Annotated in this window: 28 protein-coding genes; 17 read left to right on the top strand and 11 right to left on the bottom strand. The window is 69.8% G+C overall.

Annotation, left to right across the window (positions count from 1 at the left end):
• Positions 1–130: 130 nt before the first annotated feature.
• On the bottom strand, positions 131–931 hold the full coding sequence (locus AB4112_RS31750) for an isochorismatase family protein (RefSeq protein WP_441725675.1): 801 nt from the start codon (positions 929–931) through the stop codon (positions 131–133).
• Positions 932–984: 53 nt separating this feature from the next.
• Between AB4112_RS31750 and AB4112_RS31755 the strand changes: the two genes are divergently transcribed.
• A complete protein-coding gene (locus AB4112_RS31755) occupies positions 985–1,128 on the top strand; it encodes a hypothetical protein (RefSeq protein WP_441725867.1) in 144 nt (47 codons plus the stop codon).
• A gap of 67 nt (positions 1,129–1,195) precedes the next feature.
• Here the strand turns inward: AB4112_RS31755 and AB4112_RS31760 are convergent, their stop codons facing one another.
• Positions 1,196–2,116, bottom strand: coding sequence for a LysR family transcriptional regulator (locus AB4112_RS31760; RefSeq protein ID WP_441725678.1), 921 nt, complete (start codon positions 2,114–2,116; stop codon positions 1,196–1,198).
• A gap of 158 nt (positions 2,117–2,274) precedes the next feature.
• Between AB4112_RS31760 and AB4112_RS31765 the strand changes: the two genes are divergently transcribed.
• From AB4112_RS31765 to AB4112_RS31795, 7 genes are all read left to right on the top strand, one after another.
• Complete coding sequence (locus AB4112_RS31765) at positions 2,275–3,240, top strand: agmatinase (RefSeq protein WP_309802068.1); 966 nt, start codon at positions 2,275–2,277, stop codon at positions 3,238–3,240.
• A 104-nt stretch (positions 3,241–3,344) separates the two neighbouring features.
• Positions 3,345–4,151 (top strand): transporter substrate-binding domain-containing protein, encoded by an 807-nt coding sequence (locus AB4112_RS31770; protein ID WP_441725682.1) that lies wholly within the window; start codon positions 3,345–3,347, stop codon positions 4,149–4,151.
• An 82-nt stretch (positions 4,152–4,233) separates the two neighbouring features.
• Positions 4,234–4,893 carry an amino acid ABC transporter permease gene (locus AB4112_RS31775; protein ID WP_441725685.1) on the top strand — a complete coding sequence of 220 codons (660 nt, stop codon included), beginning with the start codon at positions 4,234–4,236 and terminating at the stop codon, positions 4,891–4,893.
• A 3-nt stretch (positions 4,894–4,896) separates the two neighbouring features.
• Positions 4,897–5,619, top strand: coding sequence for an amino acid ABC transporter permease (locus AB4112_RS31780; RefSeq protein ID WP_441725688.1), 723 nt, complete (start codon positions 4,897–4,899; stop codon positions 5,617–5,619).
• On the top strand, positions 5,616–6,440 hold the full coding sequence (locus AB4112_RS31785) for an amino acid ABC transporter ATP-binding protein (RefSeq protein ID WP_441725691.1): 825 nt from the start codon (positions 5,616–5,618) through the stop codon (positions 6,438–6,440). Before AB4112_RS31780 ends, AB4112_RS31785 begins: the two co-directional genes overlap by 4 nt.
• A gap of 3 nt (positions 6,441–6,443) precedes the next feature.
• Entirely contained in the window at positions 6,444–7,409 is a 966-nt protein-coding gene (locus tag AB4112_RS31790; RefSeq protein ID WP_441725694.1) for an arginase family protein, read from the top strand.
• Positions 7,410–7,423: 14 nt separating this feature from the next.
• Entirely contained in the window at positions 7,424–8,026 is a 603-nt protein-coding gene (locus AB4112_RS31795; RefSeq protein ID WP_441725697.1) for a DUF1989 domain-containing protein, read from the top strand.
• A 112-nt stretch (positions 8,027–8,138) separates the two neighbouring features.
• On the opposite strand, the gene AB4112_RS31800 is transcribed toward AB4112_RS31795, so the two are convergent.
• The gene (locus tag AB4112_RS31800) at positions 8,139–8,417 is read right to left on the bottom strand and encodes a hypothetical protein (protein ID WP_309802058.1); all 279 of its coding nucleotides are present in this window, start codon (positions 8,415–8,417) and stop codon (positions 8,139–8,141) included.
• A gap of 128 nt (positions 8,418–8,545) precedes the next feature.
• A complete protein-coding gene (locus AB4112_RS31805; RefSeq protein WP_309802057.1) occupies positions 8,546–9,496 on the bottom strand; it encodes a LysR family transcriptional regulator in 951 nt (316 codons plus the stop codon).
• A 216-nt stretch (positions 9,497–9,712) separates the two neighbouring features.
• Between AB4112_RS31805 and AB4112_RS31810 the strand changes: the two genes are divergently transcribed.
• Genes AB4112_RS31810 through fdxA form a run of 7 tightly spaced genes read left to right on the top strand, consistent with a single transcriptional unit; the run spans position 9,713 to position 16,159 of the window.
• A complete protein-coding gene (locus tag AB4112_RS31810) occupies positions 9,713–10,750 on the top strand; it encodes an ABC transporter substrate-binding protein (RefSeq protein ID WP_441725701.1) in 1,038 nt (345 codons plus the stop codon).
• A 16-nt stretch (positions 10,751–10,766) separates the two neighbouring features.
• Positions 10,767–11,585: an ABC transporter ATP-binding protein gene (locus tag AB4112_RS31815; protein ID WP_441725704.1), complete on the top strand. Its 819-nt coding sequence runs from the start codon at positions 10,767–10,769 to the stop codon at positions 11,583–11,585.
• Complete coding sequence (locus tag AB4112_RS31820; protein WP_441725707.1) at positions 11,585–12,430, top strand: ABC transporter permease; 846 nt, start codon at positions 11,585–11,587, stop codon at positions 12,428–12,430. The genes AB4112_RS31815 and AB4112_RS31820 overlap by 1 nt, the downstream gene beginning before the upstream one ends.
• Before the next feature lie 39 nt (positions 12,431–12,469).
• Positions 12,470–13,825 carry an FAD-dependent oxidoreductase gene (locus AB4112_RS31825; protein WP_441725710.1) on the top strand — a complete coding sequence of 452 codons (1,356 nt, stop codon included), beginning with the start codon at positions 12,470–12,472 and terminating at the stop codon, positions 13,823–13,825.
• 13 nt (positions 13,826–13,838) lie between these two features.
• Positions 13,839–15,026, top strand: a complete 1,188-nt coding sequence (locus AB4112_RS31830) for a CaiB/BaiF CoA transferase family protein (protein ID WP_441725870.1) — start codon at positions 13,839–13,841, stop codon at positions 15,024–15,026.
• Positions 15,023–15,799 carry an enoyl-CoA hydratase-related protein gene (locus AB4112_RS31835; RefSeq protein WP_441725713.1) on the top strand — a complete coding sequence of 259 codons (777 nt, stop codon included), beginning with the start codon at positions 15,023–15,025 and terminating at the stop codon, positions 15,797–15,799. Before AB4112_RS31830 ends, AB4112_RS31835 begins: the two co-directional genes overlap by 4 nt.
• A gap of 9 nt (positions 15,800–15,808) precedes the next feature.
• Positions 15,809–16,159, top strand: coding sequence for a ferredoxin (gene fdxA, locus AB4112_RS31840; protein WP_441725716.1), 351 nt, complete (start codon positions 15,809–15,811; stop codon positions 16,157–16,159).
• Between the two features lie 26 nt (positions 16,160–16,185).
• On the opposite strand, the gene AB4112_RS31845 is transcribed toward fdxA, so the two are convergent.
• From AB4112_RS31845 to AB4112_RS31870, 6 genes are all read right to left on the bottom strand, one after another.
• Complete coding sequence (locus AB4112_RS31845) at positions 16,186–16,884, bottom strand: GntR family transcriptional regulator (protein WP_441725719.1); 699 nt, start codon at positions 16,882–16,884, stop codon at positions 16,186–16,188.
• Between the two features lie 9 nt (positions 16,885–16,893).
• Positions 16,894–17,685, bottom strand: a complete 792-nt coding sequence (locus tag AB4112_RS31850) for an ABC transporter permease (protein ID WP_441725721.1) — start codon at positions 17,683–17,685, stop codon at positions 16,894–16,896.
• Positions 17,682–18,533, bottom strand: a complete 852-nt coding sequence (locus tag AB4112_RS31855; RefSeq protein ID WP_441725724.1) for an ABC transporter permease — start codon at positions 18,531–18,533, stop codon at positions 17,682–17,684. Before AB4112_RS31855 ends, AB4112_RS31850 begins: the two co-directional genes overlap by 4 nt.
• A complete protein-coding gene (locus AB4112_RS31860) occupies positions 18,530–19,591 on the bottom strand; it encodes an ABC transporter ATP-binding protein (protein ID WP_309802041.1) in 1,062 nt (353 codons plus the stop codon). The genes AB4112_RS31855 and AB4112_RS31860 overlap by 4 nt, the downstream gene beginning before the upstream one ends.
• Positions 19,588–20,568, bottom strand: a complete 981-nt coding sequence (locus tag AB4112_RS31865; RefSeq protein ID WP_309802040.1) for an ABC transporter substrate-binding protein — start codon at positions 20,566–20,568, stop codon at positions 19,588–19,590. The genes AB4112_RS31860 and AB4112_RS31865 overlap by 4 nt, the downstream gene beginning before the upstream one ends.
• 147 nt (positions 20,569–20,715) lie before the next feature.
• Positions 20,716–21,693, bottom strand: a complete 978-nt coding sequence (locus AB4112_RS31870; protein WP_441725728.1) for an isopenicillin N synthase family dioxygenase — start codon at positions 21,691–21,693, stop codon at positions 20,716–20,718.
• A gap of 80 nt (positions 21,694–21,773) precedes the next feature.
• Between AB4112_RS31870 and AB4112_RS31875 the strand changes: the two genes are divergently transcribed.
• Positions 21,774–22,712, top strand: a complete 939-nt coding sequence (locus tag AB4112_RS31875) for a nucleoside hydrolase (RefSeq protein ID WP_441725731.1) — start codon at positions 21,774–21,776, stop codon at positions 22,710–22,712.
• A 175-nt stretch (positions 22,713–22,887) separates the two neighbouring features.
• Here AB4112_RS31875 and AB4112_RS31880 read toward each other — a convergent pair whose 3' ends face one another.
• Positions 22,888–23,631 carry a winged helix-turn-helix domain-containing protein gene (locus tag AB4112_RS31880; RefSeq protein ID WP_441725734.1) on the bottom strand — a complete coding sequence of 248 codons (744 nt, stop codon included), beginning with the start codon at positions 23,629–23,631 and terminating at the stop codon, positions 22,888–22,890.
• Positions 23,632–23,826: 195 nt separating this feature from the next.
• Here AB4112_RS31880 and AB4112_RS31885 point away from each other — a divergent pair, with 195 nt between their 5' ends.
• Entirely contained in the window at positions 23,827–24,822 is a 996-nt protein-coding gene (locus AB4112_RS31885; RefSeq protein ID WP_441725737.1) for an MDR family oxidoreductase, read from the top strand.
• Positions 24,823–24,955 lie beyond the last annotated feature (133 nt).

Raw genomic sequence — 24,955 nt, forward strand, 5'->3', positions numbered from 1 at the left:
TCCCCGCAACCAGATACCAACAGGCCCGATGCCAACGCATCGGGCCTGTTCTCGTTCCGGGCACTGCACCGTTCCACGCTGACAGCGTCAGGCGCGGGCCAGGGACGCCTTCACCTCGCGCAGGATCTCGTCAGACAGGGCGGGGTCGTTGACCATCCGGGACATCGTCAGCGCCCCGACCATCGTGCACAGCGCGACCAAAGCGCGGCCCCTGGCAGCGTCCGGCCCAGTCTTGCCGCACTCCGCAGCCGCGAATGGCGCCCAATTGGTCGGCGACACGGCCGAAGACGATGCCCGGGTGTGCAGTCCCAGGCATGAAGATCAGATGCGGAAGCGGCCACCGAAGCCTGCGCCCGGGGCCGCCTGATGAGACGAGGGTGATCTGGGCCGGGGCTCGCGCCCAGCCGAAAACCGCCGCGAGCTCGCGACCCTTCGGGGTCGACCAGTCGAGCGTCAGCTGGGAGACGATCTGGTACACGGTTGTGATAGCGGCACCGTGCTGCTCCATCCGGCGCAAGACGAGGTCATGTCCGGTCTTCGTCATTGACGCCGATGCGTCTGCGGCCACATGGACGTCGTAGCCCTCGTCCAGCATCTGCAGCACGGGGAAGGTCACGCAGATCTCGGTCGTGACGCCGGCGACGATCAGCTTCTTGCGGCCCATCGCCTTGACCGCTTTGTTGAAGCCGTCGTGGTGCATGGCGTTGACAATCCCGGGACGCTTGATACCCGCGGCGAACGCTTCCGGGAGAATCTGTTCAAATTCGGGCCAGGGCAGGCCCTGGAATTGATCTTCCATACTCGACGTCAAAACCACCGGGATGTTCAAGGCCCTCGCGATTTTCGCGAGCTTGAGCGAAGCGTCCCTCATCGTGTTGAGGTCGTGAGAGTGCGTGAGGGTGATCGTACCGACCTGATGATCGATCAGCACAATGGCCGCATTGTCAGTCGATCCGCGGCTCCAATGTCGGCACCCGCCAGAACCTGCAGGAGGCGGTGGATTTCGCGGCCCGCGGCCTGGTCGCGGCGACGGTCGAGACGGTGCCGTTCGACCAGGTGAACGAGGCTCTTGCCCGACTGCGCCGGGGAGAGGTCCTGGGACGGCTGGTGCTGGATTTCGGCCGATAGGCCAGCCTGTCCGTTGTGCGATCCGGAGGCTCTCCCGATCGTGGTCTCCGATCGGCCGTCCTCGCGGCTAGGCCCCCTCCGGGAGATCCGCGAGGAGGCGGACGAACAGGCGACCGCTCGGTGACAGCGGCCGGTCGACGGCCCAGATCAGCGAGAACTGGGTCGTGTAGCGGAACGCCTCCGCGCCGCCGACCTCCCGCAGCCGGTACGTCGGCGTCAGCATCTCGGCATAATGCGTCGGCAGGAAGCCGACGAAGCCGCCGCCGGCGACCATCGTGGCCACCGCCTCCAGGCCGAAGGCGACCGCGATGCGCTTGAGGTCCAGATGGCGGGCCAGGGTCTGCGTGCGCCGGTCGTTGGTCCGGGTGACCAGGGCGAAACCGCGCTGGTTCAGCTCCGCGAGCCCGGGCGGCGGCCGCACATCCGCCGCGACGTAGAGGCGGAACTCCTCGGTGAAGAGCGAACGGTAGTCGAGCCTGGGGTTGCCGGCCGGCTGGCCGCTGACGGCGAGATGCAGGCGCCGCTCCGAGATGCCCTCGACCAGCTCGTCCGGCAGGCCGATCGACAGGTTGAGCGTTACGTCGGGCGCGATCTCGCGGAAGCGGGCCAGGGCGCCGACCAGCCGGCAGCGCGGGTTGGACAGGCAATTGTCGGCGATACCGATGCGCAGCTCTCCGGTCAGGATGTTGCGGGCGAGGTTGAGCTCGTGCCGCACCGTCTCCAGCGCGTCGCAGGCGGCGATGGCGGCCTGGAGCGCGCTCGCGCCGAAGGCGGTCAGTTCGAACCCCGCCGGGCCGCGGAAGCACAGCCGGGCGCCGAGCCGGGTCTCCAGCGCCTGCAGGTGGCGGCTGATCGTCGACCGCTCCATGCCAAGCGGCCGTTCGGCAGCGGTGAGGCCGCCGGCCTCCGCCACCGCGCGGAAAATGCGCAGGAGCCGGAGGTCCGCCTCGCTGATCGGCGGCACGGGCGCGTGCGTCAGCTGGTCCATGTTGCATCCCCTACAAGCACGGTTTCGTCGACCGTCATCCTCGGCGCGCCCGATCGGTGCCTAAGCTTCGGCATCCCAGTAACGACCGGGCGGATGCTCAATTGCCGAGCAGTTGCCGAAACAACCGGCACCATCCGCCGCCAGTATTCGGAGGATTCATGGCGTTGCCGCTGACCGTACCGCCTTCCTTGAAGCATCAGAGCTTCCTCTGGTCTCCGATCTGCACCGATCTCGACCGGCTCGACGCGCATGTCGCGATCCTCGGCATCCCCTTCGGCAGCGCCTACGACGCCGCGGCCATCACCAACGACCAGACCAAGGCGCCGGACGCGGTGCGGGCAGCGACGGACCGGGTCTGCCGCAGCCTGGAACGCTACGACTTCGACGTCGGCGGCCCGATCTATGGCGGCCGGGCGCTGAAGGTGGTCGATGTCGGCAATGTGCCGGCCGACATGACCGATCTCCGCAGCCACTACCGCCGCGCCGAGGAGGCGGTACGCAAGATCCTTGCCGCGGGCGCCATGCCGATCACGATCGGCGGCGATCACGGCATTCCGATCCCGATCCTGCGGGCCTTCGAGGGGCGGGGGCCGATCACGCTGATCCAGGTCGATGCGCATATCGACTGGCGGGACGATGTGAACGGCGTGCGCGACGGCCTGTCGAGCCCGATCCGGCGGGCGTCGGAGATGGCCCATATCGGCGAGATCTTCCAGATCGGCATCCGCGCCCAGGGCAGCGCCCGGCCCGAGGAGGTCGATGCGGCGGCCGCCTACGGCTCGAACATCATCCCGGCCTTCGAGGTGCATGACGGCGGCATGGACGCCGTGCTCGATCGCATCCCGGATGGCGGCCAGTACTACATCACCATCGACGCCGACGGCCTGGACCCCAGCGTCATGCCGGCGGTCGAAGGGCCGGCGCCAGGCGGCTTGACCTTCCACCAGGTGCGCAAGCTGATCCATGGCCTGGTGCGCAAGGGCCGAGTGCTCGGCATGGACATCGTCGAGATCACGCCGTCCATCGACGTGAACATGATCACGTCGATCGCCGCCGGACGACTGATCGTCAACCTGATCGGCGCCGCGGTGCGGGCCAACTACTTCGACGCGCCGCCGGCCTGAGGCGGCGTCTGTTCCCAGCACAAAAAAACCAAACACAACAGAGAGGCGCTGCCATGTCGTGGATCAACCGCAGGGTGTTGGGTCTTCTCGCAGGCGCTGCCTGCATGGGCCTCCTTGTCCTCCAGCCGGCCTTCGCCGAGACGACGCTCGAGAAGATCAAGCGGACGGGCGAGCTCACCGTCGGCACCGAGGCCGCCTTTCCGCCGTTCGAATTCGTGCAGGACGGCAAGATCGTCGGCTATGGCCCCGACATCCTGGCCGAGGTGGTGAAGGGCCTCGGCGTCACCAAGCTGAATCAGCTCGACCTGCCCTGGCAGGGCATCCTGCCGGGCGTGCTCGCCGGCAAGTTCGACTTCGTGGCCACCACCGTCGGCATCAACGAGGAGCGCGCCAAGCGCTATGCCTACACGCTGCCGATCGCCGACGGCATTCCCTATGCGATGAAGCGCAAGGGCGACCCGATGGCGGCGGTCGAAGACCTGAACGGCAAGGTGGTGGCGACCCAGCTGGCGTCGTCGACCGAGCCGGTGGCCCGGGCCGTCGATGCCAAGCTCAAGGCGGCCGGCGGCACCGGCTTCAAGGAGCTGAAGCTGTTCACGGCCTTTCCCGAAAGCTATGTGGCGCTGGCCAATGGCGACGTGGATGCGGTGATCCAGTCGCTGCCCAGCTTGGCCGTGCTGGTGAAGGAACGGCCTGACGTTTTCGACCTGGCGATGCCGACCCCGGTCGATGGCGGCTACACCTTCCTCGCCTGGGTGACTCGGCCCGACGACAAGGATCTGCGCGACGCCATCTCCGCCATCATCCGCACGATGCGCGACGACGGCCGCCTCGGCGCGCTGCAGAAGAAGTGGTTCGGCTTCGAGATGAAGATCCCGGACAGCGGCTATCTCCCGCCCGACGCGATGTGAGCCCGGGCGCCGGCGCGGCCGTCGCCGCAGGCAGGCGCGCCGGCCCCCGAATTGCGGTCCGATCCGAGAGAGGCGCTGGACGATGGGCTTCAAGCTCGACCACCTCATGTCGATCCTGCCGGGGCTGGCCAATGCGGCGCTGGTGAACATCCGTCTGGCCGCCGTGATCATGCTGCTCGCCCTGTTGCTGGGCACGGCGCTGACCATCCTGCGCTCGCTCAAGATCGCGGCGGTGAACATCGCCGTCGCCATCCTCATCAGCTTCGTGCGCGGCACGCCGTTGCTGATCCAGATCTTCATCGCCTATTACGTGCTGCCGGCGATCGGCCTCGATCTCTCGCCCGAGGTCGCCGGCGTGTCCGCCATCGCCTTCAACAGCATGGTGTTCGTCAGCGAGAGCATGCGCGGCGGCCTGGCGGCCATCGACGGCGGCCCGATCGAGGCGGCCACCGCGCTCGGCCTGCCGCCGCGGATCATCTGGTTCAAGGTGGTGCTGCCGCAGCTGTTCCGCCGCATCGTGCCGGTGCTGATCAACGAGGCGACGATCGTGGTGAAGGGCACCGCCCTCCTGTCCGTCATCACCGTCGTCGACGTGCTGCGCACGGCGCAGCAGATCGCCAGCGCGAGCTACCGGCCGTTCGAGACGCTGGTCGGCGCGGCGCTGGTGTTCCTGGTCATCAACCTCGCCATCAGCCTCGCCGGCCGGGTCGCCGAGGCCCGCTTCGCCCTGACGCGGGCCTGAGGCATGCATTTCGACCCCACCATCCTGGCCGGCTACTGGCCGATCCTGCTGGACGGCGCCTGGCTCACCATCCGCCTGTCTGCCGTGGCCTTCGTCGCCGGCTACGCCATCGGCATCCTGGTCGCCCTGATGGCGCTGATGCCCGGCCGGCTGCCTCGCCTCGTCGCCGGCGTCTATATCGAGGTGCTGCGCAGCATCCCGTTCATCATCATCCTGTTCGTCGTCTATTATGGCCTGCCGTTCTCCGGCATCCGGCTGCCGGCGACGCTGGTCGGCACCACGGCGCTCGCGCTGTTCGCCAGCGCCTATTACGCCGAGATCGTGCGGGCCGCGATCCTGGCGCTGCCGCGCGGCCAGTTCGAGAGCGCGCGGGCGATCGGCATGTCGCCGGCCCGGGCGATGCGCCATGTGGTGGCGCCGCAGATCCTGCGCCCGCTGGTGCCGCCCTCCACCAACATGACGCTGACGATGATGAAAGAATCCGCGGTGCTCTCCTCGATCACCGTGCCGGAGCTGACCTATCAGAGCCTCGTGGTGCAGGGGAACACCTTCGCGCCCTTCGAAGTGTTCGCCGCGGTGGCCGGGATCTACTGGCTGATCGCGATCGTGATCGCGGCGCTGGCGGCGGGGTTGGAGCGCCGGGTCGACGCGCCGCAGGCGGCCAGGGTCTCGGGCAGCCCGATTGCGGCGCGCTACCTGTCGCTTTCGGCGCGGCGGCCGTCATGAGCACGGCGCCCGCCCTCAGCGTCTCGGCCCTGACCAAGCGCTTCCCGGGTGCGACCGCGCTCGACGACGTCTATCTCGACATCGCGGAAGGCGAGATCGTCGCCCTGATCGGACCGAGCGGCTGCGGCAAGAGCACGCTGCTGCGCTGCCTGACCTGGCTGGAACAGCCGGATGACGGCTTCATCGCGGTGGCGGGGCGGCCGTTCGGCCGCGAGACCGGCCGCGACGGCACGATCCGACGCCAGACGCGGCGCGAGATCGATGCGCTGCGCCCGAAGATCGGCCTGGTGTTCCAGCAGCTCAACCTGTGGCCGCACATGACCGCGCTGGAGAATGTGGTGCGGCCGCAGATGGTGGTGCTGGGCCGGCCGCGGGCCGAGGCGACGCGCCGGGCCGAAGAGCTGCTCGGCCAGCTCGGCCTCGCCGACCGCGCCGGGCGCCATCCGCACGCGCTGTCCGGCGGGCAGCGGCAGCGGGTCGCCATCGCCCGCGCGCTGGCGATGGAGCCGGCGCTGATGCTGTTCGACGAGCCGACCTCGGCCCTCGACCCCGAACTCGTCGGCGAGGTGCTCGGCGTGCTGCGCGCGCTCGCCGCCGGCGGTATGACCATGCTGGTGGTGACCCATGAGATCGGCTTCGCCGCCAATGTCGCCGACCGCATCGCCTTCATGGACCGCGGCCGCATCATCGAGGAGGGGCCGGCCCGCGACCTCATCGCGGCGCCAAAGTCGCCACGGCTGCGCAGCTTTCTCGACCTCGTGCTGTCGCACCGGCTTCCCGGCGCGGCCGCTCCCGATCCCGCCATCCTCAAGACGGAGTAGGACATGTCCCGCGTCAACCGGCCCTATGTCGGCATCCCTTCCTTCCTGCGCGCCCGGATCTGCGAGGATCTGTCGGTGCTGGACGCCGCCATCGCGGTGCTCGGCGTGCCATTCGACGAGGGCTCGCCCTTCCTGCCCGGCAGCCGCTTCGCGCCACGGGCGCTGCGCGAGCATTCGCTGCGCTTCTACGGCAGCGGCCGCGGCTACTACGACCCGGAGACACGGCGCGAATACCTGGTCGAGGAGATGGCGCAGGGGCTGATCGCCGATGCCGGCGACGTCGACATCCACCCGGCCAATGCGGAGCGGACCTTCGCCAACATCACCGCGGCGGTCCGGGCCATCCTCGACCGCGGCGCGATGCCGGTGGTGCTCGGCGGCGACCATTCGATCACCTATCCGGTGTTCCGCGCCTTCGACGAAAAGCTGCACGTCGTGCATTTCGACGCGCACACCGACTACGCGCCGTTCGAGAACGACCTGCAGCACACCAACAGCCACGCCTTCCGCCACATCGCCGGCATGCCGAACGCGCTGAGCCTGACCCAGGTCGGCATCCGCAGCCTGCGCCATTCGCCCGACCAGGTGGAGCCGATCATCGCCTCGGGCAACCGCGTCATCCCGATGGGCGAGTTCCGGCGCCTCGGCCCGGCCGGCATCGCCGAGCTGCTGCCGGCCGGGTCGCGCGTCTATGTCAGCATCGACGTCGACGCGATGGACATGTCGCTGGTGCCGGGCTGCGTCTCGGCCGAGCCGAACGGCATGAGCTACCCCGAGCTGCGCGACAGCCTGAAGGCGATCGCCGAGCGGCACGAGGTCGCCGCCTTCGACTTCGTCGAGGTCAATCCGCCGCTGGATGTCGGCACCGGCGTCACCGCCTATCTCGGCGCGCTCACCGTCATCGAGTTTCTCGGCCAGATCTGCGCCCAGCCGCGCTGGGCCGCGCGCCGCCGCGCCAAGGCCGCCTGAAGCAGGAGAGCATCATGCCCACCGAACGCGACGTCATCCCCGCCACCCGCGGCAAGGCCGTGCGCCTCGCGGCCGGCGAGGCGGTCAGGGTCGTCAACACCCACGGCTCGCAGGTGGTCGACACCTGGGCCTTCTGCGCCGAGGACCTGGCGCATCACATGTCGATGGAGCACACGCGGGTGGAGAACGGGCGGCTGATGCCGGCGGCCGGGCAGACCCTGTTCACCAACCGGCGCGAGCCGATCCTGGTGCTGGAGGAGGACACGTCGCCCGGCATCCACGACACGCTGATGGCGGCCTGCGACCGCTGGCGCTACGAGCATCTCGGCTGCACCGAGTACCACCGCAACTGCGCCGACAACATGGTCGAGGCGATGGCGGCGATCGGCCTGTCCGCCGACCGGGTGCCGCAACCGCTGAACCTGTTCATGAACATCCCGGTCAACGCCGATCTCAGCCTGACCCAGGGCGAGCCGGTGACCAGGCCCGGCGACCATGTGCTGCTGCGGGCGGCGCGCGACTGCGTCGTCGTGTTCTCGGCCTGCCCGCAGGACATCACCCCGATCAACGGCGCCGGCCGCAAGCCGACCGAGGCGCATGTCGAGCTGCTGCGGTAGGAAGGCCTCGCGCTACAGGTGGTCCGCCCTAGCCTTCAGGACGCGATAGACGAGGCGCAGGGTCTTCAGGTGGATTGGGCAGGAGGATGGCAGAGGCATCGCGGATCTCCGATCAGGTGCTGTGGCGTGGACGGAGCGGCAACGTCGAGGTCCCGCTGTGGCTGTCCTGGTTGGCCCGCGGCACCGGCGCGACGGGCGCGGCCCGCCGGCGGGGCAGGTCGAGGTCGTAGGTCAGGCGCGCGCCGTAGCGGCCGGGCGCCTGCGGGTCGTGGCGCAGCTTGTCGAAGGCGATCAGCCTTGTGCCCAGGCCGAACGCCTCCTTCAGGTCGTGGGTGACCATGATCACGGTCATGCCGTGCTGCCGCCACAGCGGCTTCAGCAGGTCGTGCATCTGGGCGCGGGTGCCGAGGAAGGAACCGAGGTGATGTTGAGGTTGAGCGCCTCGAGCACGATCTGGTCGCCGTATTCGACCCAGACGTCGCGGACGGTGATGGCCCCTGGATCCGACCACCATGGATTCTAAGGTCGTCCAGGATCACTCTCATCCACTGATCGGCCCATGCTGGCAATGTCCTCCGTCAGGCTGTGCAGTTGCCGGCCCAATTCCGCGGCCAACACTTGGATGTGCGGGGCTGCGGCCCGATCGCGGTGGACGAACAGCCCGATCTCGCTGCCGGCCAGCCCCGGCTCCATCAGGGGCACGCAGACCAGCTCGCCGCGCCGCAGTTCGTCGACGAAGCCGGTCGGGGTGAAGAAGCCGATGCCGAGGCCGGAGCGCATCGCCGCCTTCATCACGGTCAGCGAATTCGACAGGATGCGGGCGCTGAACTGGGCGCCGCTGTGGATGAACTCGCTCTCCGACACCGCGTCCAGCAGCCAGGGGTCGTTCAGCATCACCACCGGATAGTCGGCGCATTGCGTCAGGGTGACGCCCGCGGCCGAGGCCAGCGGATGGTCCGGCCGCATGATCGCGCCCAGCGCCGTGCGCAGCCGGGCGGTCAGCTCGTAGCTGCGCTGGCGCCGATCGATGAACAGCAGCGCCATGTCCGGCCGGCCGGCCCGCATCTCCTCGACATGCTCGGCCGGGTCGGCGTCGATGACGCGGAACGAGATGTGCGGGTGCTGCGTGGCCACCGCCTCGATCGCCCGCGGCACCACCCGCACCAGCAGCGACGGGATCGCCACGATCCGCACCTCGCCATGCAGGTCGCCGGACAAGGCGGCGATGTCGCTGCAGGTGCGCTGCCATTCCGCCAGCGTGTGCCGGGCATGGCGCAGCAGATGCTCGCCGGCCGGGGTCAGGCGGACGCCATTGCCCCGCCGCTCGAACAGCGCCGCACCCATCTCCGCCTCCAGCTTCAGGATCTGCCGGTTGACGGCGGAGGAGGCGACGTTCAGCGCCTCCGCCGCCCGGCGGATCGAGCCCAGCCGCGCGACATGGTCGAGATAGCGCAGCACCACCGCATGCATGCCGGTCGCCCCCTGAAGCCCGTCCCCGGGTGATGCCGAAAAGGCATCACCTCGCGCGAAATTCTATTCTTCCGGCGTACGCCGCGGCACCCCTAAAGTTGCCGGATCCGAGCGCGGACGCGTCGCCCCAGGAAGCCACGACGAGCGACACCGCCAAGAGCCGCATCGGCAGGGAAGCTCCGGGTCCAACGCGACCCCGAAAAAGGAGATGGCTTCATGGCGACGACGCTCTCGGCCAGCCGGCGACAGCTGCTGAAGACCGGCATGGCGCTGGCCGGCGGGTTGGCCTGCCCCACGGTGATCCCCGGCCTGGCCCGGGCCGCGACCGGCACCCGCGCGGTGAACATGCAGCTCGGCTGGCTGGCGAACGACAACCAGCTGGGCGAGATCGTGGCCAAGCGCCTCGGCTATTTCGACGAGGAGAAGATCGACTTCGCGATCCAACCGGGCGGGCCCAGCATCGACGGCGTCGCCATCGTCGCCTCCGGCCGGTTCGAGATCGGCCAGGTTTCCTCCAGCCCCTCGCTGCTGCTGGCGGCGTCGCAGGGCATCCCGGTGAAATGCTTTGCCGTCGGGGCGCAGCAGCACCCCTACAGCTACTTCTCGCTGCCGGCGACGCCGATCCGCTCGCCGCAGGACATGGTGGGCAAGAAGGTCGGGGTGCAGGCCACCGGCCGGATCCTGCTGTCGGCCCTGCTACGCAAGCACGGTATCGCCGAAAGCGACGTCGAGGTCGTGGTGATCGGCGCCGACATGTCGCCGCTGCTGACCGGCCAGGTCGACTGCATCACCGGGTGGGAGACCAACCGCACCGCGCTGAAGGTGCTGGGCCCCGACATGATCACCATGCGGCTGTGGGACCAGGGCGTGCGGCTGTACGCCATGCCCTATTACGCCACCGCCGAGACCATCGAGGGCCAGGGCGACCTGCTGGCCGGCTTCCTGCGCGCCGCCGGCCGCGGCTGGCAGTACGCGCGCCAGAACCCGGAGCAGGCGGTCGACCTGTTCCTGCAGGAATATCCGGACGCGGTGCGCGAGGACGAGCTGGCGGCCTGCAAGACGCTGCTCGACTACGTCTTCACCGAGAAGACGAAGCAGGATGGCTGGGGCTGCTTCGACCCTGCGGTGTGGCAGGAGCAGATCGACCTCTATGCCGGGCTCGGCCAGTTCACCGCCGGCACGCCGGCGATCGACGCGGTGATGAGCACCGCGGTGCTGGACGCCACCCGCGGCAACCGCCCGAAGATCGGCTGAGGGGGGAGGCGTATCCATGCCCGCCATCGCCCTGGACCGCGCGGTCCGCATCGAGCCGCCCGCCGCTGCCCCGGCCGCGGAGCCCGCCATCCGCCTGGACCGGGTGACGGTCCGCTTCACCACCGAACGCGGCACCGTGACGGCGCTGGAGGGCATCGACCTGGCGGTCCGGCCCGGCGGCTTCGTCACCCTGCTGGGCCCGTCCGGCTGCGGCAAGTCCACCCTGCTGCGGGTGGTGGCCGACCTGATCCCGCCGACCAGCGGCACCGTCCGCGTGCTCGGCGGCAGCGCCTCGGCGGCGCGGGAGCGGCGCGACATCGGCTTCGTGTTCCAGGACCCGGCGCTGCTGCCCTGGCGCACGGCGTTGCAGAATGTCGAGCTGCCGCTCGAGGTCGGCCGCGCCCGCCCTGGCAAGCGCAGCCCGCGCGAGCTCCTGGACCTGGTCGGGCTGGGCGGGTGGGAGAACGCCTTCCCGCACGAGCTGTCGGGCGGCATGCGCCAGCGCGTCTCGATCGCCCGGGCCCTGGCCAACGACCCGAAGCTGCTGCTGATGGACGAGCCCTTCGGCGCGCTCGACGAGATCACCCGCGACCGGCTGAACGAGGAGTTGCTGCGGGTGTGGGAGGAGACGGGCACGACCATCCTGTTCGTCACCCATTCGATCTACGAAGCCGCCTTCCTGGGGCAGGAGGTGCTGCTGCTGGCCGCCCGGCCCGGCCGGGTGCGCGAGCTGGTGCCGGTCGACCTGCCGTCGCCCCGCCGCATCCCGGTGCGCGAGACCCGGGAATTCGTCGACCTCGCCGCCCGGCTGCGGCGCGTGCTGGAGGCCTGCTGATGGTCGCGCCCGCCACCGACACCTTGCCCATGGCCGGTGCCTTCGCCGAGGACGCCGAGGCCCAGGCCGCCTTCGCCGGGACGCAGCGCTTTCTGGCCTGGCGCCGCCGGCTGCTGCCGGTCCTGGCCGTGGCCGCGATCCTGGTGCTGTGGGAGATCGCGGTGCCGCTGCTCGGCATCAAGCCCTTCATCGCCCCGGCGCCCAGCGCGGTGGCCAAGGTGCTGGTCGCCAAATCCGGCATGCTGCTGTCGAACCTGCTGCCGACCGCGATCGAGGCGGTGCTGGGCTTCCTGCTGGGCAACGCCGCGGCGATCCTGATCGCCATCGCCTTCGTCTGGAAGCGGACGCTGGAGGAGGCGTTCTTCCCGGTGGCGGTGATGATCAACACCATCCCGGTGGTGGCCAAGGCGCCGATCCTGGTGCTGCTGCTGGGCAACGGCATGGAGCCGAAGATCGCCATCGCGGCGCTGATCTGCTTCTTCCCGACCCTGGTCAACATGACCCGCGGCCTGCGCGACGTCAGCCCGCAGCAGCTGGAGCTGATGCGCATCCTCTCGGCCTCGCCGCGCGAGGTCTTCGTCAAGCTGCGGCTGAAGAATGCGCTGCCCTACCTGTTCTCGGCGCTGAAGATCGCGGCGTCGACCGCGGTGATCGGCGCCATCGTCGGCGAATGGATCGGCGCCACCAAGGGCATCGGCGCGCTGATCATCCAGGCCACCTACAATTTCGACTCCCCGCTGCTCTACGCCACCATCGTCGTCGGCTCGGTGTTCTCGGCCACCTTCTTCGGCGTGATCAGCTGGGCCGAGCACCGCTTCCTGAAATGGAACGTCCGCGCCGCCTGACGCGCGGTCCCCTCCCGACCTCATTGCGGAGCCGTGAGCATGGCCACGATGCCTGACACCATTGTCGAACCCGAAGGCCGGATCCCGGTCGCGGCGCGCGCCGACCTCGTCGTCGTCGGCGGCGGGCCGGCCGGCATCTCCGCCGCCGTCGCCGCCGCCCGCAACGGCCTGTCGGTGATCCTGCTCGAACGCTACGCCTATCTCGGCGGCCTGGCCTCGGGCGGCATGGTCCTGGTGCTGGACGACATGAGCAACGGCGCCGAGATCAGCGTCCGCGGCCTGTGCGGCGAGATGATCGACCGGATGGAGCGGATCGGCCTGTGCGTGGCGCCGCCGGAGGCCGACCGCCGCTCGGACCCGGCGATGTGGCGGAAATGGTCGCGCTGGGGCGTGTTCGACTTCCACTCCCACATCAAGCCGCAGCCGATCTGCTACGCCGCCGCCTTCGACCCCGACGGCTACAAGCGCGTCGCCAACGACCTGGTGCGCGAGGCCGGGGTCACCCTGCGGCTGCACAGCTGGTTCTCGCGCGCCATCGTCGAGGACGGGCGCATCACCGGCGTGATCTGCGACAGCAAGGAAGGCCGCCACGCGATCATGGGGTCGGTGGTGATCGACGCCACCGGCGACCTCGACGTCGCCGCCTCGGCCGGCGCGCCCTTCATCCACGGCGCCTTCATCGTCACCACCGTGTTCCGCCTCGGCGGCGTCGACACCGCGGCGGCCGAGCGCTTCGAATACGAGGAGCCGGAGGCCTTCGCCGCGCTGGACCGCGAGGCCAAGCGGATCATGGGCGGGTCCTGGGACAAATGGTGGCTGAAGACGCCACTGGCCGGCGTGGTCTGGTGCAACTGCCCGCACATGGCCGGCTTCGACGGGCTGAAGGTTGACGACCTGACCCGCGCCGACTTCCAGGGCCGCGACCGGATCGCCGCGCTGCTCGCCTATATCAGGGAGAAGATGCCGGGCTTCGAGAACGCCTTCGTGGTCGATGTGGCGCCGCAGGTCGGCGTGCGCCAGAGCCGGCTGCTGGATGGCGTCCATGTCGTGTCGAAGGAGGACGTGACCCAGCGCCGCCACTTCGCCGACAGCATCGCCCGCGGCCGCGACTACTACACCCCCTACCGGTCGCTGCTGCCCCGCGACGTGTCGCAGCTGCTGGTCGCCGGCCGCCACTACTCCGCCACCTCGGCCGCCCAGCGCATCTCGCGCGAGATCCCGCCCTGCATGGCGATGGGCGAGGCCGCGGGCGTGGCGGCGGCGCTGGCGGTGCAGGCCGGCGTCGCGGTCGACCGGGTGGACGTGGCCCGGCTGCAGGCTACGCTGCGGGCCCAGGGGGCCGATCCGGGCGACCGGCCGGCGGCCAATGCGCAGGTGGCGGAAGCCGCGGAATAGGGGCGTGAGCAGCATGCAAAGCGACGGGATCCAGCCGCTGTCCGGCATCCGGGTGATCGACTTCTCCCAGGTCATGCTCGGCCCCAGCGCCACCCAGGTGCTGGCCGATTACGGCGCCGACGTGATCAAGATCGAGCGGCCGGGCGCCGGCGACCTGTCGCGCAGCTCGATCCCGGACGACCCGGACGGGCCGAACAACCCGGTGTTCCGCAGCCTGAACCGCAACAAGCGGTCGATCGCGCTGGACCTGCGCCAGGACGACGGCAAGCAGGTGGTCTACGAGCTGATCCGCGGCGCCGACATCGTCGTGAACAACTTCCGCGCCGGGGTGATGGAGCGGATGGGCTTCGGCTACGCCAGGCTGGCGGAGATCAACCCGCGCATCATCTGCGCCTTCGGCTCCGGCTTCGGCCAGGCCGGGCCGCTGGCCTACAAGGGCGGCCAGGACATCCTGGCCCAGGCCCTGTCCGGCGTGATGATGCGCAAGTGCAACGACGATGAGCCGCTGACCATCTACGCCACCTCGCTGTGCGACTACTCCGCCGGCATGCATCTGGTGCAGGCGATCCTGCTGGCGCTGCTGCAGCGGGAGAAGACCGGGCGCGGCCAGCAGGTCTCGGTGTCGCTGTTCGAATCCATGCTGGCGATGCAGATGCAGGAAGCGGCGATGTGGCTGCAGCGCGGCCGCGACTTCAGCTGGGGCGCCTATCCGCTGACCGGCGCCTTTCCCACCACCGACGGCGCTATCGTCCTGGTCGGTGCCTTCAAGGCCAACCCGCTGCGCGACATCTGCACCGCGCTGGGCCTGCCCGACCTGTCGGCCGATCCGCGTTATTCCGACTTCGCCGGCCAGGTGAAGCACAAGGCCGAGTTGCAGGCGCTGTTCCGCGAGCGCTTCGCCAGCAACACCACCGAGCACTGGCTGACCCGACTGGACGAGCAGGACCTGCTCTGCGCCCCGGTGCTGACGCTGTCCGACGCGCTGGTGCATGAGCAGACCAAGGCCAATGGCAGCGTGGTGTCGCATGAGCCGGGCGACCCGCTGGCGCTGATCGGCAGCCCGCTGACCATGGATCCGTCGGCCTTCCGCATCCGCCATGCCCCGCCGGCGCTGGGCGCGGACGGCGACGCCGTGCTGGCCGAGGCCGGCTTCCCGGCGTCGCGGATCCGGGCGCTGCGCGAGTCGGGGGTGCTGTCATGACGGTGCGCTTCACGGTCGAGGGCGAGATCGCCCGCGTCACGCTCGACCGGCCCGACCGGATGAATGCGGTCGACCGCGCGACCGAGCAGGAGCTGATCCGAATCTGGGAGACGATCGAGCGCGACCGCGCCATCCGCGCCGTGGTGCTGACCGGCGCCGGCGACCGCGCCTTCTGCACCGGCGCCGACATGAAGGACGGGTCGGGCGTCAGCGGGCTGGAATACTGGGCCGCGCCGCGCCCCGGCGGCTTCGGCGGCATCGCCCTGCGCGAGACCCTGGACATCCCGGTGATCGCCCGGGTCAACGGCCATGCGCTGGGCGGCGGCATGGAGATGGTGCTGGGCTGCGACATCGTCGTGGCCTCCGCCGGCGCCAGCTTCGGCCTGCCGGAGCCGCGGGTCGGCCGGCTGGCGCTGGATGGCGGCATCGCCCTGCTGGCCCGGCGCCTGTCCCATGTCCAGGCCATGGGCCTGCTGCTGACTGGCCGGCGCATCGGCGCCGACGAGGCGCTGCGGCTGGGCCTGGTCAACGAGGTGGCTGCGCCGGAGGCGCTGGATGCGGCGGTCGACCGCTGGGTGGCGGACATCCTGGCCAGCGCCCCGTTGTCGGTGCGGGCGATCAAGCAGATGGTGCGGGCCGGGGCCGGGCTGACCGCAGTGCAGGCCCAGGCGCTACGCCTACCCGCGCTGGTCGAGGCGCTACAATCCGCCGACCAGGAGGAGGGCGTGCGCGCCTTCCAGGAAAAGCGCCCGCCGCGCTGGCAGGGGCGGTGAGGGGGTGTCATGACCCATATCATCGCCTCGGCCTGCATCGACGTGAAGGACGGCGCCTGCCAGAAGGTGTGCCCGGTCGACAGCATCTATGAGGGCGGGCGGATGATGTACATCCATCCGGACGAATGCATCGACTGCGGCATCTGCCTCTCGGTCTGCCCGGTGCAGGCGATCTATGCCGATGACGAGCTGCCGGCGGCGGAGCGCGCCTTCCGCGCCGCCAATGCGGAGTTCTTCGGCCCCGCCGTCACCGGCTGGGGCGCGCCCGGCGGCGCCGACCCGGCGCATGTCAGCATCCTGGACCATCCAGAGGTCGCAGCACGTCGCCGCAGCACCGCCATCGTCGGCCGGGACCCATAGCGCCACAGGCGGTTGCATCTGTGCTGTCATCGCTTGCCGATGGCAGAGGACAACGCCGTGCGGACGATCTGCCAGGCGGCCTCGACCAGCCCGGCGGTGACTCGGCCGGCCGCCGGAGCGTCGCCGCGGTGGATGGCGTCGATCATCTGTTGGTTGGCTTCGATCGCGATCGCGGTCATTTCCGCCGACACGCCATAGGCCAGATGGCGGTAGCGCAGCGCCGGCCTCTGCACGATGGCGAGCAGGCGCTGCAGCACGGCGTTGCCCGAGGCTTCGTGCAGCGCCTCGGTCAGGGCGACATTGGCGTCGAAGCAGCGCTCGACGTCGCCCGCCTCCAGCGCCGACCGCATCGCCGCGAGGGCGACCGACAGCTCACCGGCGACCGCGACCGGGTTGGCCGACCGGGCCGCGCCCTCCGCCGCCAGCGCCTCCAGCTTGACCCGGCAGGAATAGATCTGGTCGAGATCGGCCAGCGACATCGGCGCCACCCGCACGCCCTGGCGCGGCCGGCGGATCACCAGGCCGGTGCCCTCCAGCAGCCGCAGCGCCTCGCGCACCGGCGACCGGCTGATGCCGTAGCGCTCGCACAGCTCCTCCTCCACCAGCTTGGCGCCGGGGGCCAGCTCGCGCAGGATGATCTTGCGCTCGAGGAAGGCGAGCACCGTCTGCGACAGCACCGGCCGGCGCGGGGTGCCGCTGTCTTCATCCAGGATGGCGGTCTCCATGGTCGCGGGTCAGAACCTCTGGATCTTGAGGCCGAGCACCTTCTCGGTCACCACCACGACCAGCAGCGTCATGACGATGCTGATGGTGGAGACGGCCGCGGCCTCCGGCGTGAAGTTCAGGCGAAGATAATCGAACAGCTGGATCGGCAGGGTCGAGGTCCCGACGTCCTTGAGCAGGAACGAGATCGCGAAGGTGTCGAAGGAGATGATGAAGGCGAACAGGCAGCCGCCGATCAGCCCCGGCTTGATCAGCGGCAGGGTAATCCGGACGAACACTCGCCACGGCCGGGCGCCCAGGCTGCGCGCCGCGAGTTCCCACGACCGGTCGAAGCCCTGCAGCGAGGCCGAGACGTTCATGAACACGAAGGGCAGGGTGATCAGCACATGGCCGGTGACCAGCGCCACCAGGTTCTTGGTGCCGATGCCGATCGCGTAGAAGAAGAACAGCAGCGCGATCGCCGTCAGGACCTCGGGCAGCAGCAGCGGCGCCAGCACGGCGATGCGGATCGCCTCCTTCGACCGGCCGGCATGGCGGGCGTGGTAGAGGGCGGCGGCGGTGCCGATCGCGGCGGAGACCACGGTCGCGACGGTGGCGACCTGCAGCGAGGTCCAGATCGCGGTGACGAACACCTCGTTGGCGAAGAACGCCTCGTACCAGCGCAGCGACAGGCCCTGCGGCGGGAAGGCCAGGAAGGCGCCGGCGCTGAAGGATGCGCCGACCACGACCAGGATCGGCGCCAGCAGGAAGGCGTAGACCAGCCCGCAGAAGATCGGGAACAGGATCGGCCGTCGCGGCTTCATGACGCCCACCGCATCCGCGTGGCCCGGGCGAACAGGACGACGCAGAGCCCGCCGGCGACGCTGAGCATCAGCGCCAGCGCCGAGCCCAGCGGCCATTGGAAGGCGTCGGTCAGCGTGTCAACCACGGTGAGGGTCATGGTCTTCACCCGCATGCCGCCGATCAGCACCGGGGTGACATAGGCGCTGAGCGCCAGCACGAAGACCAGGATGCAGCCGGACTGGATCCCGGGCAGGGCCAGCGGCAGCACGATGCGCCGGAACGCCACCCGCCTGGTGGCGCCGAGCGACCGCCCCGCCGCCTCCAGCGCCGGGTCGATGGTCTGCAGCGCCGCCATGACCGGCAGGATCATGAAGGGCAGGAAGACATGGGTCAGGGCGACGACGATGCCGAGCGTGTTGTACATCAGCGGCAGCGGCGCCAGGGTCAGGCCCAGCGACCGGACCGCCTTGTTGATGACGCCGTTGTTGCCGAGCAGGATGGTCCAGCCGAAGCTGCGGACCACGATCCCGACCAGGAGCGGCGACAGCACGATGCCGTACAGCACCGGGCGCCAGCGCGACCGGCTGCGGGCCAGCTGCCAGGCGACCGGGAAGCCGACCAGCAGCGTCGCCGCGGTGGTCAACAGCGCGATCCACAGCGTGCTGCCGAGCTGGCCCAGATAGTAGCCATCGGTCAGGGCGCGCTCGTAGTTGCCGAGCGTCAGCCCCGGTCCGTAGGGCGCGCCGGTGGCCGGCGGCCGGAAGCTCATCAGCACGATGTTGAGATAGGGCACCAGCAGGAACACGCCCAGCAGCACCGCTGCCGGCGCGATCAGCAGCCAGGTCCAGGATAGCCGTTTGCGGGTCATGGCGCCTCCGGGACGACCCAGAGTGGGGCGGCGGGCGGCCGCACCGCCACGCGCTGCCCCTCGGCGAAGCGGGTCTGGGTCAGGCTGTGGGCCTCGACATCGCTGCCGTCCGGCAGCCGGATGCGGTAATTGACCATGGCGCCCAGGTAATAGCGGCCCTCGACCACGCCCTCCGTCGCCGTGGTGCCGATGCCGGCGGGGGCGAGGGTGATCGCCTCCGGCCGCAGCAGGACCCTGACCGCGGCGCCCGGCGCGGTGCCGTCCAGCCCGTCGGCGGCGCAGTCGCCGAACACGGTGCGGATCTTCGCCTCGTCGCCAGTGGCCACGACGATGCCGGGCAGCAGGTTGGCCTGGCCGACGAAGCTGGCGACCCGGGCATCGGCCGGGCGTTCGTAGATCGCCTCGGGCGCGCCGGCCTGGGCGATGCGGCCGCCGAACATCACCACGACGCGGTCGGACATCGTCATCGCCTCGGCCTGGTCGTGGGTGACGTAGATGGTGGTGATGCCGACCCGCCGCTGCAGGTCGCGGATGAACACCCGCATCTCGTCGCGCAGCCGGGCGTCGAGATTGGCCAGCGGTTCGTCCAGCAGCAGGATGCTCGGCTCGATCACCAGCGCCCGGGCCAGGGCGACGCGCTGCTGCTGGCCGCCGCTCAGCTCGCGCGGATAGCGCTCTTCCATTCCGCGCAGCTGCACCATCTCCAGCACCCGGGCGACACGGGTTGCGATCTCGGCCCGGCTCACCTTCCGCATCTCCAGCCCGAAGGCCAGGTTGCGGGCAACGGTCATGTGCGGGAACAGGGCGTAGGACTGGAACACCATGCCGATGTCCCGCCGCTCCGGCGGCAGGGCCGAGACGTCGCGCCCGTCGAAGGCGATGCTGCCGTGCTCGGCCTCCTCGAAACCGGCGATCAGCTTCAGCGTGGTGGTCTTGCCGCAGCCCGATGGGCCCAGCAGCGAGACGAACTCGCCGCTCGCGATCGACAGCGACAGCCGGTCGACCGCGCGGGCCGCGCCGAAGCTGCGGGTCAGCCCTGAAATGACGACTTCGGTCACTGGAAGGTCCGGTTCCAGCGTTCCGTCATCTCGGTGGCATTGGCGTTCACCCAATCCCAGTCCCAGGCGAGGATGCGGCTCATCTGCTCGCCATAGACCGGCACGTCGGCGCGCAGATCCTCCGGCACCTCGACCGTGCGGTTGACCGGGGAGACGAAGAACTCCCGCGCCAGCATCAGCTGCGTCTCCGGCGACAGGATGAAGTCGATGTATTTGTAGGCCAGCTCTCGCGCCGGGGCGTTGGCGCAGATGCTGAAGGTCTGGTCCCACATCAGCAGGCCTTCCTCCGGCACGATGCAGTCGACCGGCAGCCCCTGGTGCTTCAGCCGCGCGATCTCGCCGAAATCATAGGGCGCGACCACGATCTCGCCGGTCGACATCAGGGTCGACATGTTGAAGTCGGTCTGCAGCACGGGCGCCAGCTCCCCCAGCTTCTCATAGGCCTTGTCCAGGTCATGCGGGCCGCTGCCGAACAGCTTGCCGGTCAGCATGACCATCGCCTTGCCGGCCGAGTTGACAATGTTGTAGAGGCCGATGCGGCCCTGGAACTCCGGGTTGGTCCACAGGTCCTTCCAGGATTTCGGCGGGGTCTGGACCAGGTCGGTGCGGTAGCCGAGACCCAGCGGCGAGATCATGCCGACCGCGGCCCAGCCGTCGCCGGTCTGGGCGATCGGGTACAGATCCTTGTAGTGGGGCACCAGCGAGAGGTCGAACTTCTCGAAATATCCCTCCTTGCGCAGCAGCGAGGCGAAGACCTCGTTCATCATCACCATGGAATAGGGCGGCTGGTCCTTGCCGGCCGCCCGCAGGGTCGAGGTGAAGGTGCGGCCGAAGCCGATGTCGAGCTTGGTCTTGGCGCCGGTCGAGGTCTCGAAGGCAGGCACCAGGCTCTTGCGCCAGAACGCCTCCCAGACTCCGCCATAGGTGGTGATCACCAGCTCCTGCGCCGCGGCCGCCAGGGCCGGGAAACGCAGCATGGCCGGACCCATCAGGGCCGCGCATGCCATGACAACCTGCCGTCGAGTGGGCTGCATGTCTCAATCTCCGCTGTTCGTGGCCTCGCTGTGGACCGCCGACCCGGGCGGCGCCTCCCCATGGGACCTCTGCCGGGTCCCTTGGCGTTCTCAGGACGCCTTCTTGCGGTACTCGTAGTTCTTGTTCAGCCGGTCGAGCAGATAGTCGCCGTAGCGCACCGGCGGCTGCCGCGGCGCCTCGCCCGGCGCCAGCAGGGCGGCGGGGCAGTCGACCACGGTGTCCATCGACGGATCGTAGAAGAAGGGCTGCGAATAGCGCTCGCGGCCGCTCAGGTTCAGCACCCGGTGTGGGGTCGAGGCGAAGCGGTCGTTCGACCAGCGCGCCAGGATGTCGCCGACATTCATCACGAAGGTGTTCGGGATCGGCGGCGCCGGGATCCAGTCGCCGGCGCGGTTGCGGACCTCCAGCCCGCCCACCGAATCCTGCGCCAGCAGGGTGATGAAGCCGTAATCGGTGTGCGGGGCCGACCCGAACAGCCCCTCCTCACGCTGCTGCTCGGGATAGTGCAGCAGGCGCAGGAACAGGGTCGGGCGGTCGAAATGGGGCAGGAAATAGGTCGGCGGCAGGCTCAGCGCCTCGGCGATCGCCACCGCCATGTCGCGGCCCAGGGTCGACATCGCCTGCATGTAGTCGAGCGCCGCCTGCCGCAGCTCCGGGATCTCCGCCGGCCACTGGTTCGGGCCCTGCAGCGGCTCACCCAGCGCCGGGTCGCCGTCGGCCAGGTCGTGCATCACCATCAGCGATTCGCTCTGGTTCGGCTTGGTGACCGTGGCGACGGAGGAGGTGACGATGGTCGACGTGCTGAACGGCATGTAGCCGCGATGCGCGCCGTTCATCCGGATGCGCAGCTTGGCCTCGGCCGGCAGGTCGTGGAACTGCACCGACAGCCGGTGCAGCCGCTCGCCCAGCTCCGGCGGCACGCCGTGATCGGCGAGATAGACGAAGCCGATGGTCTCCAGCGTCCGGCGCAGCTCGGCCACCGTGCCGGCCCGGTCCTCAAGCCTGGCGCCGCCGCGCAGCGGCGACACGTCGAGCACCGGGATGTTCGAGAATTCTCCCCGACCCATGCGCAAGCTCCCCTGTTTGGGATATCTGTATACAGAAACTCATTTCTGTATACATTTTTCTGAAGAACGAGGAGGCAGGTTTGACCGAAGCCATCATCATCGACACCGATCCGGGGCAGGACGACGCCTTCGCCATCCTGCTGGCGCTGGCGTCGCCGGAACTCGAGGTGCTCGGCCTCACCACCGTCGCCGGCAATGTCCCGGTCGCGGTCACCGCCGCGAACGCCCGGCGGGTGGTGGAACTGGCGGGCCGGCCGGAGATCCCGGTGCGGGCCGGCTGCGAACGGCCGCTGCTGCGCCCCGCCCGCTTCGCCGAGGAGGTGCACGGCAAAACCGGCCTGGACGGCTGGGACTTTCCGGCCCCGGCGCGGCCGCCGGAACCGGGCCACGCGGTCGACTGGATGGTCGAGACGCTGCTGGCCCGGCCCGACGGCGCCACCACCCTGGTGCCGATCGGCCCCCTGACCAATGTCGCGATGGCTTTGCGCCGCTGCCCGGCGATCGCCCGCAAGATCCGCCGCATCGTGCTGATGGGCGGCGGCTTCTTTCAGGGCGGCAACATGTCCCCGGCGGCGGAGTTCAACATCCTGGTCGACCCTGACGCCGCCGCCATCGTGTTCGGCGCCGGCATTGACCTGGTCGCCGTGCCGATCGACTGCACCTATGCGGCGCCGACGCCGGAGAGTTGGATCGCCGACCTGGCGGCGCTGGGCACGCAAGTCGGCGCCGCCGGCGCCGGGATGATGCGGTTCTTCCAGCGCTTCGGGAACGAGAAGTACGGCACCGCCACCCGGCCGCTGCACGACGCGCTGGCGGTCGGCTATCTGCTGTGGCCGGAGCTGTTCACCGGCCGGCGCTGCAATGTCGAGATCGAGACGGCGTCGCTGCTGACCCTCGGCATGACCGTGGTCGATTGGTGGGGCATCTCCGGACGCCCGGCCAATGGCCTGTGGCTGACGGGGTGCGACGCGCCCGTCTTCTACGGGCGGATGCTGGAGCGCCTGGCCCGGCTGGGCTGATGGCAGCATAGCGGTAGGGCGCTGGCATGCCTTTCAATGGCCCTTCTGTCGGAGTCAGCTCAGCCCTTATCAGAGCGGCGGCAGTGATGTTGCGGGCGGCACAGGGGATCCGCCGTCCGTTGTCTGGCGTCGGGTCCCAAGCTGATCGTCTTCGCCAGCGCGCTGCGCTGCTTGCTCAGAACGCTTCGACGCCCAAGGCGAAGATGTAGCCGACGCCGCGTTCCGCCCGGATGGGCTTCAGGAGAGACCGATCGCTCTCGAGCTTGCGACGCAGCCGCGTCACCGTCACGTCGATGGCGCGGTCGGTCACATCCTCATGCTTCCGCGTCGCCTGGAGCAGGAACTCCCGCGACAGGGGAAGTTGCGGGTGTTCGAGCAGGGCCACCAGCAGCGCGTACTCGCCCCGGGTCAGCTCGACCTCGGCCCCGCTCGGGTCGGACAGCCGTCGGCCGTGGCAATCGAGGCGCCAGCCGCCGAATCGAAAGCCTCTGCGCTTGATCGCCGCCTGTGGCGCGGGGGGGCCGGGATCCCGCCGCCGCAGGATGGTGCGGATCCGGGCGAGGAGCTCCCGCAGCACGACGGGCTTCACGACGTAGTCGTCGGCCCCGAGATCCAGCCCTGCGACCCGGTGCACCTCACCGCCCAGATCGTCCGACACCAGGATGACCGGAATGTCGCAATGGGCCCGGATGGCGCGAAGGCGCTCGAATTCGTCCCCGTTCCCCGGCTGGAGCACCAGGACGATCAGGCTGGGCGGAGGCCCGCTGGACCGGTGCCGGACCTCATGCGGATCCGAGACGGTGACCGTCATGCCGCCGCCGTCCCGCAGGAACGACGAGATCGCGCTGCGCGTCTCGGATTCCTGATCGACGACGAGAACATGGCGTTTGGCCGCGAACTCTTTGCTGATCGCTTCCATGGAAGAGTCTGTATTTTCTACTTGTGACGCGACCACCATCAGATGGTGCGCAGGAAACCGGAAATCCCGGCCGCCACGCGATGGGCAGCCTTGCGTTGCGGAATATGGCCGGCCTCTTGAGCACCACGCGCCGATACCCCCGGCTTGCAGCCCACCGGGGTTGATGGGATGGTCGCAGCGGGTCAGGAGGCGAGCATGTCCGAATTCCAGGCACTGGTGCTGCGCGAGGCGGGCGAGGGCAAGGTCGAGTCCCGGGTCGAGACCGTCTCCGATGCGGCACTGCCCGAAGGCGACGTGACCGTCGCGGTCGAGCATTCGACCCTGAACTACAAGGACGGCATGGTCCTGCAGGGACTCGGGCGACTGGTCCGGCGCTACCCGCATGTCCCGGGCGTGGATTTCGCCGGCACGGTCGAGCGCTCGGACACGCCGCGGTTCAAGCCGGGCGACAAGGTGATCCTCACCGGCTGGCGGGTCGGTGAGCTGCACTGGGGCGGCTACGCGCAGCGGGCCCAGGTCAAGGCCGACTGGCTGGTGCCGCTGCCGGACGGGTTGACCACCGAACAGGCCATGATCGTCGGCACCGCCGGCTTCACCGCCATGCTCGCGGTCATGGCGCTGGAGCGGCACGGCCTGCGGCCGGGCGATGGCGAGGTGCTGGTCACCGGCGCGGCCGGCGGGGTCGGCAGCGTGGCCACCGCCCTGCTGCACCGGCTCGGCCACCGGGTGGTCGCCTCCACCGGCCGGCCGGCCGAGCATGGCTACCTCACCGATCTCGGCGCGGCCTCGATCATCGACCGGGCGGTGCTCGCCACCAGTTCGGCCCGGCCGCTCGACAGCGAGCGCTGGGCCGGCGCGATCGACGCGGTGGGCGGCACGACGCTGGCGACGCTGCTGACCCAGCTGCGCCACCGCGCCTCCGTCGCCGCGGTCGGCAATGCCGGCGGCATCGAGCTGAAGGCGACGGTGCTGCCGTTCCTGCTGCGCGGCGTGAACCTGCTCGGCATCGATTCGGTGCTGTCGCCGCGGGAGGAGCGCGAGGAGGCCTGGCGCCGCATCGCGCAGGAGCTGCCGCTGGCCAAGCTGGCGGCCATGACCCGCCGCGCCCGCCTGGCCGACCTGCCGGCGCTGGGACAACAGATCCTGCAGGGCGGGGTGCGCGGCCGCATCGTGGTCGACGTCAACGCCTGAAGCGGGCCGGGTGACTTCTGTCTTCCGATAGGATTGACGGCCGAAAACGGCTGCGGCACCGTCAGCAGGACATCGCGGGGCGTCGCACCCGCCGCGGCGGCCAGTCGCCTGATCCCGTCCTTCGCAGTGGAGG

Source organism: Inquilinus sp. 2KB_23, assembly GCF_052115705.1.
In the GTDB taxonomy this organism is placed as follows: domain Bacteria; phylum Pseudomonadota; class Alphaproteobacteria; order DSM-16000; family Inquilinaceae; genus Inquilinus; species Inquilinus ginsengisoli_A.